The 9,561-nt window shown below is 61.4% G+C and carries 10 protein-coding genes and 2 pseudogenes; 9 read left to right on the top strand and 3 right to left on the bottom strand.

The genetic code is table 11. The features are described from left to right. Positions 1 to 95 precede the first annotated feature (95 nt). The 3 genes from ACP15K_RS19955 to ACP15K_RS19945 are packed head-to-tail and all read right to left on the bottom strand — an operon-like array spanning position 96 to position 3,690. Complete coding sequence (locus ACP15K_RS19955) at positions 96 to 1,094, bottom strand: tyrosine-type recombinase/integrase (RefSeq protein WP_424990672.1); 999 nt, start codon at positions 1,092 to 1,094, stop codon at positions 96 to 98. Continuing rightward, positions 1,091 to 2,455, bottom strand: coding sequence for a tyrosine-type recombinase/integrase (locus tag ACP15K_RS19950; RefSeq protein ID WP_424990673.1), 1,365 nt, complete (start codon positions 2,453 to 2,455; stop codon positions 1,091 to 1,093). The genes ACP15K_RS19955 and ACP15K_RS19950 overlap by 4 nt, the downstream gene beginning before the upstream one ends. Then, positions 2,452 to 3,690, bottom strand: a complete 1,239-nt coding sequence (locus ACP15K_RS19945) for a tyrosine-type recombinase/integrase (protein WP_424990674.1) — start codon at positions 3,688 to 3,690, stop codon at positions 2,452 to 2,454. The genes ACP15K_RS19950 and ACP15K_RS19945 overlap by 4 nt, the downstream gene beginning before the upstream one ends. A 144-nt stretch (positions 3,691 to 3,834) precedes the next feature. Between ACP15K_RS19945 and ACP15K_RS19940 the strand changes: the two are divergent. The 9 genes and pseudogenes from ACP15K_RS19940 to ACP15K_RS19900 all read left to right on the top strand — a co-directional run. Then, positions 3,835 to 3,960: pseudogene (locus tag ACP15K_RS19940) on the top strand (ArdC family protein); the annotation flags it as partial. Positions 3,961 to 4,028: 68 nt separating this feature from the next. Then, complete coding sequence (locus ACP15K_RS19935; RefSeq protein WP_424991428.1) at positions 4,029 to 4,418, top strand: DUF3768 domain-containing protein; 390 nt, start codon at positions 4,029 to 4,031, stop codon at positions 4,416 to 4,418. A gap of 156 nt (positions 4,419 to 4,574) precedes the next feature. Next, positions 4,575 to 6,557, top strand: a complete 1,983-nt coding sequence (locus ACP15K_RS19930) for a ParB/RepB/Spo0J family partition protein (protein WP_424991427.1) — start codon at positions 4,575 to 4,577, stop codon at positions 6,555 to 6,557. A gap of 74 nt (positions 6,558 to 6,631) precedes the next feature. After that, positions 6,632 to 7,225, top strand: a complete 594-nt coding sequence (locus ACP15K_RS19925) for a regulator (RefSeq protein WP_424991426.1) — start codon at positions 6,632 to 6,634, stop codon at positions 7,223 to 7,225. Then, positions 7,225 to 7,878, top strand: a complete 654-nt coding sequence (locus ACP15K_RS19920; RefSeq protein WP_424991425.1) for a DUF6927 domain-containing protein — start codon at positions 7,225 to 7,227, stop codon at positions 7,876 to 7,878. Before ACP15K_RS19925 ends, ACP15K_RS19920 begins: the two co-directional genes overlap by 1 nt. Before the next feature lie 126 nt (positions 7,879 to 8,004). Then, positions 8,005 to 8,331, top strand: coding sequence for a type II toxin-antitoxin system PrlF family antitoxin (locus ACP15K_RS19915; RefSeq protein ID WP_036562940.1), 327 nt, complete (start codon positions 8,005 to 8,007; stop codon positions 8,329 to 8,331). Continuing rightward, positions 8,328 to 8,846 carry a type II toxin-antitoxin system YhaV family toxin gene (locus ACP15K_RS19910; protein WP_424991424.1) on the top strand — a complete coding sequence of 173 codons (519 nt, stop codon included), beginning with the start codon at positions 8,328 to 8,330 and terminating at the stop codon, positions 8,844 to 8,846. The genes ACP15K_RS19915 and ACP15K_RS19910 overlap by 4 nt, the downstream gene beginning before the upstream one ends. Before the next feature lie 147 nt (positions 8,847 to 8,993). After that, on the top strand, positions 8,994 to 9,146 hold the full coding sequence (locus ACP15K_RS19905) for a StaA (RefSeq protein ID WP_424991423.1): 153 nt from the start codon (positions 8,994 to 8,996) through the stop codon (positions 9,144 to 9,146). 102 nt (positions 9,147 to 9,248) lie between these two features. Then, positions 9,249 to 9,561 (top strand): annotated as a pseudogene (locus ACP15K_RS19900) (methylase); the annotation flags it as partial.

Here is a 9,561-nt window from a genome sequence, read left to right as displayed (position 1 = left end):
TTATCACGAGGACGGCATAATGCGGAGGAAGTCCGCCAATGCCTTTGTTTCCCTGGCGGTCTGTTCACTTTCCTCCGCATAATTTTTGATGCGCGTCAGAGCGTATCCAACCAGTCGAGCACGCCCTGGTCGCGCCGCCATGATGGCGGACTATCGGTCTTTGGTCTTTCGACCCGCTCCAGTGCTTTCCGTTTGGTCTCCAAGTTGGCCTGTGCATAGTGGTTGGTGGTCTCAAGGCTGACATGACCCAGCCAGCTTCGGATGACCGTGACGTCGACGCCGGCGGCGACCAAGTGTACGGCCGTCGCGTGCCGGAAGCTATGCGGCGTCACATGTTTTCTCGCCAGCGTCGGCGCGGTCTTTTCAGCCGCCCTGACATAGTCCGCCAGCTTGAACCGAACGCCCGAGGCGCTGAGAGGGTTGCCGTAGCGGTTTACGAAGAGAGGTTCATCGGCCGGCCTCGGTATTCGCTCAAGCAACGACCTCAGCAAGGCGACCGTTTCCGGCCAAAGCGGGCTGATCCGTTCTTTCCGGCCTTTTCCGTACAATCGCACGCAGGCCGGAGCATCGAACCTGATCGCCTGGGGGCGAAGATCAAGCGCTTCCTGGATGCGCGCGCCGGTATTGTAGAGCAGCGACAGCAAGACATGGTCCCTCTGGCCGATCAACGTGGAGCGGTCGGGTTGAGCCAGGATCGCCTGCACTTCTTCGGGTTCGAGGTAATCTGGCGCGCGGATCGGTGCCTTTTTCGTCGGCACGTTCAGAACCTCCGCGCATTGCGCCATGAACTCCGGTTCGCGCGTTGCCACAAAGCCGAAGAAGCTGCGCAGGGCGGCGAGGCGGCAGTTCCGGGTGCCGATTGTGTCACCGCGTTCGACCTCAAGATGTTGCAGGAAGGCGATGACCTTCGCCGCGGTCAATTCGCTCAGCGCTAGGCGAACAACCGGCTTGCCATGCCGGGCCGCGACAAATTGCAGAAAGAGCCTCCAGGTGTCCCGATACGACTTGATGGTATGCACAGAGGCGTTGCGTTGCTGGACCATCCAGTCAGTGAAGAACATGCGCAGCAATTGGGGGAGCGGATCAGATTTCATGGTGCCACCTCCGCCGGTTCAGCGTTGCCGGGCGAGGTGAAGGCCCGGAACCGCTCACTCGCTTCATACAGCAGCTCCTGGGTCACCGTGATGTAGACCAGCGTGGAGTTGATATCGCGGTGGCCGAGATATGTTGCAAGATACGGCAGCTTTTCCTGCGGGTTCACACCTTGTCGGTACCACTCGAGGATCCGGTGAACGACAAAGGTATGTCGCAGGTCATGGATGCGCGGCCCGGTCTTGCCCGTGGCCGGTTTGAGACCAGCCATGCGCAGAATGGCAACAAGGTGGGTGCTGATAGTTGCCCGACAGTAATAGCGGTTCTTTTGATCGTGCCAGAACAAACCGGCGTCTGGGCTGCGAGAGACCTTGGCCTTCTGCCGCGCTTCGAGAAGCACGCACAGAGCATCCATCGCGCTGTCCGACAGCGGCAGAATGCGGGACTTGAAGAACTTCGTCTCCCGGATCGCGATTGTTCCGGCCTGCATGTCAATGTCGCCAAGCGTCAGCCTTGCGATCTCGCCGATTCGCAGCCCGGCGCAATAGGCCAGAACCAACATCGTGTAGAGGTTGATCGGACGCGAGGGCGCGCGCGGCGATGGGTAGGTCCGGGCAATTGCCAGTAACCGCTGGATGTCCTCGGGTCTGTAGATATAGGGACGCCGCCAGCTGCGCACGACTTGTTTTTCGGGCCGGTTATTCGGTCGCCGTTTGGGGCGAGTTGGGTCGTCATGACACAGTGCCTTGTTCAGGATACGTGCCAGTCTCTCGCATTCGACAGGATGATTTACATTGGACTTTGTCTGGCGATATTGCGCAAGCAGCGTCTCCAACGGCTTGCCATCAAGATCGGGCCTTTGCTGCAGAAAGCGGTCGAACCGGCGGCAAATGACGTCGGCCGCCTCATACCGGTAACCTCGGCGCTGCATCCGCTCGACATGGTTGCGCATCAGCTCTCCCAATGAACTTTCGAACGGTCGAGGTTGCCGCAACGCCTCGAGTGCCTGATTGGGATCAGGGGCCATCAAAGCCCGTATTACGCCCGTGTCACTGTGGGCATTATAGTCACGGCGAAGGTCGGAGATCGGATTGCTCCCAATCCTTCCTTCATGCGCCAGGGCATCGAGGAAGCGGGCAACAATCCGGGCGCGGTGCAGCACCGTTGAGCGGGCCCAAACCTCACCGCGCTCACGCAACCAGTATTCAAGTGCTTGCCGGCCGGTTGCGCCAAACCGCAACACCGCCTGCCGGAAGCTGTTCAGCGCTTGCCGATAGTAGATTGGCGTTATCGCGCAGTTCAATGGAAGCCGGGCGATGTAGTGCTCGATGATCTCATCGCCATCCTCGGGCCAACCTCTCATTGTCTCACCTCCCGGTCTGGAAGGTTGATGGCAATCGAACGCAAGTCTTCGGTGGCGAGCTTCAGATAGGGCGCTGTCGATTCCGGGGATCGGTGGCCAAGTACATCGCCAATGATCTTGCGCGGGGTGGATGCCCTCAGCATGCTGACCGCACGGGCATGGCGAAAGATATGCGGCCCGCGCTTGCCAGCAAGCTCAATTCCGGCGGCAGCGAGGCGCCGTTTGACCACACCATAGAGGCCGCCCGCCTTCATCGACTGATAGGGTGCACGGCTCCGCAGGAATACGGTGCGGACATCCGCGTCCGGACGGCCGTCCCGCAAGTAACGCAGGATCGCTTCCCCCACGGGTTCCATCAGGGGCAGCATAGCCGTGGCATTGGTCTTGGAGCGTTGCACCCGAAGAGTATCCGCCCGCCAGTTGATATCCTCGATCTGCAGGCGGCCGACCTCGCCGGACCGAAGGCCGTAGTTGGCAAGAAGCTGCAGGATCGCGTGATCACGCAACCCCAAGGATGAGCTGTCCTGCCCCGCAAGCTCAAGAACCGCCGCGATCTGTTTGACGGTCAGGATCGACGGAATGCCCTCATGGGCGTAGAGAAGCGGGGCAATCACATGACCCGAGAGATCGTCCGCATGCAGCTTGCTCCGGTGCAAATGTCGCAGGAAGCCGCGTAACCGTTCGGCGACATCCTTGAGCGATTTGCGTGTCAGGCCCGGCGCCCTGATATCCATATAAGCATCGATGTCGCGCACGCTCAGATCGGCAAAATCGGCTTTTCTGTATCGCTGGATGAGCCATTTGCAGAAGTGGCGCGCCTCCCACATCAGCGCCGTGATCGAAGGCTCGGCCAAACCGCGTTCGTGTCGCAGCCATCGCTCATATTGGTCGCAAACCTCGCGGGTGAGACGCTCCGCTTCGTTTGCAGCAGGCAGAGCCGGCGGCCATTTCGGCAGAGCGGAGCGCAGCAAAGCGTAAATCCCCGACCGCGGTATCGATGCCCAGCTGGACCCCGGTGCGCGCCCGCGGTCCATTTGAAACTGCCGGACCGCGTAGCGCAGATATTCGGCGACAAGTTCCGGAGTGACGTCGTGCAGGTCAATCGCATGCTCTTCCAGGTAAGCGAGGAATTGACCCGCGTAGAGGCAATAATTGTGAATGACAGTTGGACTATAGCGCTGCCGGCGCAGCGTGCCGCGAAGTTCTGAAATTTCCTTGAAAGGCGATTGGGACATCGATTCCTCCTTGGTTTGATTGATCAACCCAAGAAACATCCAGCCTGAAATAATGCGCAGCAAGAACGGCACAGCCACGACCCAACACATTGAAATCAAACGGGCTACGAAATTCTCCTCCGCATTATGCCCTCCTCGCGATAACTACGGGTCCTGCGCTCGGACAAGGGCGCCATCTTCAAGCACGCGGCGGATGCGCAGCGCGCCTGTGATTACCTGATCGCACGGTCGGAGGCGGGTAGGGCCGGGGAGGGCGCCCAGGCCGCTTGAGCGGTTTGTGCCAGTAAAGGGAAAGCAGGCTTTGGGAAGGGTGTTTCAACTTCTCAAGAGAGAACCCCATGTCCATCACCGCACAACCCCAGACAGACCGCCCTGATCCGAGTGTGATCGCGGCGCAGAACGACGCGTTTCGCAGGCTCGCATGCCTTGGAGTACCGCCCGCGCAGCCCATCCAGGGCCGCATGCATGTCACCCGCTCGATTATGGAGGCTGGCGACGGCTTCATGGCCGAGGCGGTGAAGGCAACCGGCGCGTTCGAGACCTTCGAGCCCGAGAACGATCCCGAAGGCTGGCATGATTTCGGGGCGGTTGAGATCCGCGGCGAGACGGTGTTCTGGAAAATTGATCTCTATGAGGCGGATTCCGACTTCCGCTATGGGGCTGAGACCCCTGACAATCCTGCCACCACCATGCGCGTGCTGACCATCATGCTGGCGCGCGACTGGTAAAAGGGCAGGGGGCGCCTCCCTCTGACATCTCAGACGATGAAGGCCCGCTGCCCCCAAAAAGGCAAAGCGGGCCTTGTGTCGTTGTGATCCCCGGATTCGGGGATTGGTCACGCGCACATGCGCGGGCCACATCTAACCCACCAAGAAGGATATCCCATGACCGCAAGTTTCAAACCCGCTTCCGTCGCCATCGGCGATCTGTCAGCTCACCCCGCCAATGTGCGTAGCAACTCCCCGGAAACCTATGACCCCGAGAACATCGCCCATCTGAAGGCCAGTATTGCCGTTCTGGGTCTCCTGCAGCCGCTCTTGGTCCAGAAGCGCGACGGCAAGTACGCAGTGCTGGCCGGTGGCCGACGTCATGCCGCGCTGAAGGACCTGGTCGCTGACAAGGCCGCCAAGGGGTTCACCGGGAAAACCAAGGTGGACTGCCGCCTTGTCCCTGAGGACTGCGACGTCACCACGGCCTTGTCGCTCGCCGAGAACATCACGCAAGCGCCGATGAACGCCATCGACGAATTCGAGGCCTTTGCGCGGATGATGGAGGTCGATGGCCAGACCCCCGAGACCATCGCCAGGACCTTCGGCACCACAGTCGCTGCCGTGAAAGGCCGCCTGCGCTACGGTCTCATTCATCCCGACATTCGCGCGGCGGCCCGAGCCAAGACGATTACGCTCGACACGATGAAGGCCTTTGCCGAGCATCCGAGCCAGGAGGTGCAGAAGGAGGTCTATGAGGCGCTGACCAAAGAAGACAGCTACCTGCAGGCCTATACTGTCCGTCAGGCGCTCAAGACTCGCGGGGTGCAGGTCAGCGATGATATCGGGGCCTTCGTGCGCGAGGAATACGAGGCCCGCGGCGGGGCCATCGCGGCCGATCTCCTGGAAGAGCATTCGGTGCTGGAAGACGCTGCGCTGGTCGAAACCATCCTGCTCGAGAAGCTCGCGGCCGCCGCCGAGGAGGCCCGCATAAAGCTGGGCTTTGCTTGGGCCGATTCGGTGGTGCGGTATGATTACGCGACCATGGCCGACAATGGCCGAGTCTATCCCAGCCCGATCGAGCCGGATGAGGCGAGCCAGAAGCGCATCGATGAGATCACCGCCGAGCTTGAGAAACTGCAGCTCGAGATGGAGGATGAGGGGCTCGAAGACGATGCCTACAATGCCCTTTACGAGCGCGTGGACGCTCTGGAAGACGAAGCGCGCGATCTGCAGGAGGCCTATAGCGCCGAGGACCTCGCGCGGTCCGGGGTGATCGCGTCGTGGCAGGGTGGAAAGATTACGCTCCATATCGGCCTCGTGCGCCCCGAGGACACCGTGAAAGAGGAGGGCGCGCGCGGTTCGTCGACCAACACCACCGGAGAGGAGGCCCCCGACGCTGGTGAAATCAGCTACCCGGCCTCGTTGGCAGAGGACCTCAAGACGGAGCGGGCCATGGCCCTCGGCGCCGCGATGGCGCTGCATCCCGAGGCCACGCTCGATCTGACGCTCTTCAAGCTGGTCAGTGATGTTCTGGCCAGCGGCATGAGCGTCACGCAGGCGATCAAGATCGATGCCCGCAAGGAATACCGCAGCCATGCCAAAATGGACGAGATCGACGAGACCTCGCTTGAGCAGGTGGCGGCGGCGCATGATGCGCTGGACCTCTCCTGGCTCGATGACAACCGTTCGCCCGCCGATCAGTTCGCGGCGTTTCGCGCGCTGGAGGCCGGCGAGAAGGCCAAGCTCGTGGCCTATGCGACCGCCAGCACGACGCAGTCCTGCTTCGCACGGGACCGCCAGCGCGACAGCCTGATGCATGACTTCGAGATCGAGATCATGCCCGACATCCGCGCCCACTGGACGCCAAATGCGGCGCTCTTCAACCGCTTCAAGAAGGCCTGGCTCCTGAAGATCCTCGGCGAAGATCTGGGTCTGGCCCAGGAGGCGGTGACGCTGGCCTCGTCGAGCAAGAAAGAGATCGTCGCCTTCTGCGACAAGCTCTTCGCCGAGCCTTTCGCGACGCTCACGGACGCGCAGCGCGCTGCTGTGGCCGCCTGGTGCCCGCCCATGATGCAGACCGCCGGCGTCGCCTGTGATGAGGCGGAGCATGCCTCGCAATCTCCCGAGCCTGACAGCGAGATCGCGCAAGCGGCCTGAGTCCTCACGCGACCCGCGCGAGCCATGACGCCTGCGCGGGTCGATCTTCTCATACCCAACCGAAAGACATCCCCATGGCTATTCTCAAGTTCTCTGCCTCCGCTGTTGCGGCGCAGATCGCCCATGCGCGCGCCTGCAAAACCTTCCTGCCCAACTGGAACGGGCCCGTGGACAGGCCGGCCCTGATCCTCATCGTCGGCAATGGCGTGCATCTGCGCTCGAACGGCATCGACGGCACAACCACCCGCATCGTCACGACCGAGCAGGCCGATCCGTCCTTCGCCTTCGCCGACGGCATGAACCCGTTTCGGGATACCGACTGGATGGCGCAGCGCCGCATGGCGTTTCGCGATCTGACCGGCCAGTTCTACACGGACATCCTTGACGATGTGCAGGCGCTCATCGATCGGGGGCAGGGGGCGATCCGGCTCGCCACCGATGGCCACAGCATCCGCGTCTTCGTGCGCCGGGCCTCGGACTATCTGATCGGCGGGACCTACGAGGTGCCTTCAGGTCTTGGCGGTACCTTCCGGGTCATCCTCAAGGATGCCTGCGACACCTTCGCGATCGTTCAGAACTGCGGCAATTGCGAGGATTTCGACGCGATGCAGCCCTACCGCGTGCCGCTCGATGCGCTGATGGAACTCGACGACCGGAGGGCTGCCTGATGGGATGGCTGTTCTACACCGACGGTCGTGTCAAATCCTACGCGGATGAGAAGGCGGAGATTGCGCGGCTCTGCACTTTCGAGGGCGACACGCGCAAAACCGAACTGGTCAAAGCCTGCAAGGTCGGCTCGACCTGGTATGCGGCGGCAAGGGTCACCAATCTTGATGGCACCCCTGTCGAGGACGCGACCTATGTGACCGATCCTGATGGCTCCATCACTTTCGGGGCTGTCTTCCTAACGCGATACGATGACGGCTGCTGGGGTTACAAGGACATGGAGGAAAGCGCGGGACCGAACGAGTGTCGTGCTCCCCTTGGGCTGATCGAGCTTCTCTCCGATCTGAAAGACCCGGACAGCTACGCCCAGGACTGGCGCCAGCGTTGCCGGGATTGGGCGTCGATCCCGGACTACGAGGAAGGCGACAAGATCAGGCTCGCCACCCCTGTGACGCTCACCGATGGCAGCACCTGCCAGATCGTCACTGCGACCCACTACAAGCGGGGGCGGCAAAAACGCCGCTGCTACCGGATCGAGGAAACCGGCGGGCTCGTACGCCTCTCGAAGGCCACGCTTGCGGGTTCTGAGCTGCTCAGCTCCGCGAAGGGCGCGGTCAGCCCAGTGCTGGCGGAGTATCTCGCGGGGCGAGAATAGGTGCTGCACCGGACAGCTCATCGACCTGCCCGGTGACAGCAGATCCTGCGGCTTGCCTTGACAAGGCAATGCAAATGCATTACCTGTCGCAGGCAACAAAGATTCCCATTCTTTCAGGAGACTGCCATGACAGCGCTCGCACAAGACGTCTCGAAACTCACGGATCGGTATCAGACGACCGTGCCGGCCGGTGTGCGTAAGCAGCTCAAGCTGGGCAAGGGCGACCAGATTCGCTACTGTACCGAGCCGAGTGGCAGGGTCTATATCGAGCCCGTGCGCAGCGACGAGGATGATCCTGCGCTCGGCGCCTTTCTCGATTTTGTCGAGGCCGATATCAAGGCGCATCCGGACCGCATTCGGGCGTTCGATGGGGCTTTGCATGACCGTCTTGCAGCACTGGTCGGAGACGTTGACGTCGATCTCGATGCGCCGCTATCGCTCGAGGATGAATGAGCGGCGATAGCGTGCCCGCCCAAGCGCCCCTTGTCGTAAACGGATGGTCGATTTATGCGCATCCGCTCTTTCTGGACCAGCTCGAAGGGCTGATCCTGGAGGTCGAGGCGCGTAAGGCTCGCGATCCCAAGACCTGGCGCAAGAAAAATTCTGCGAAACGGCTGGCCGCCATCTTCAAGCTGGTGACCGAGGCCATACCGGCGGATCCGGGTGCCGCGGCGTTCCGGCAAGGCAGTACACTCGGCGATCACCGCAAACACTGGTTCCGGGCGAAATTCTTCCAGCAGTATCGGTTGTTCTACCGGTTCAACAGCGATGCCAAGGTCATCGTGGTGGCATGGGTGAACGACGACAAGACCCTGCGCGCCTACGGCAGCAAGACAGATGCTTATGCGACGTTCAAAGGGATGCTGGAAGATGGCAATCCACCTGACAATTTCGACGCGCTCTTGGAAGAAGCTGCGGCTGCGGACAAGCGGTTCGAGACGTCCCTTGAAGCGGCGACCGATCGGTAAGTGGCCCCGTTAGCTGTGAACCTTACGGCCTTGCCGTTTACGGCACCACTGTGGGTGATGTAGCATCAACCCATAGTATAGTCGGAGAAAGCGCAATGGACCCAACGGGTAAGGAACAGCCGCACCTCGGTTTCGAGGAGCATTTCCGTGGCGGCTGATGTCAATTCGTATGACGCGTGGTTTCGTGCGCAGGTACAGGCCGCGCTTGAGGATGCGCGCGCTGGAACTTCACAGGTTCAGGTAATGCAGGCCGCGCAGGCCTTGATTGATGCGAAGCGGCAGGTCGAACCCAAGCCCTGACCAAGCCTTGGAGGTCAGCGCGGTCTGACCTCATCACCCCGAAAAGCGAAAGCGGGCTTTTTGTCCTTTGGAACTCAGACCCTGATCCAAAGGAAAATCCCCATGACCAAGCCCAAACCGGCGAACCCGGCTCTCTCAATCTCCGACGCTGATCTCACCTCTGCCCTCGCGCAGATCGGCACGGAGATCGACAACCAGCCCCTGCGCAGTTCAGCGCTCGCGCGTATCATGCGCGAGACGTTCCATGGCAGCGATGCCGGCGGTGCCTGGGACTGGCGCATGGCCTATGACCTGATGCAGGCCGCGGCCGTCCAGGTGCTGCTGCGTGAGGCCTGCGCGGCAGGTGACATCGCCGCTGCAAAGCTGCTTGCCTCTCGGCTGCTGACGGAAACGCGACGGTCAGAGCAGCAGATCC

This window comes from Fluviibacterium sp. S390 (assembly GCF_049800695.1).
GTDB lineage: Bacteria > Pseudomonadota > Alphaproteobacteria > Rhodobacterales > Rhodobacteraceae > Meridianimarinicoccus.
This window is presented reverse-complemented; position numbering and strand designations above follow the sequence as displayed.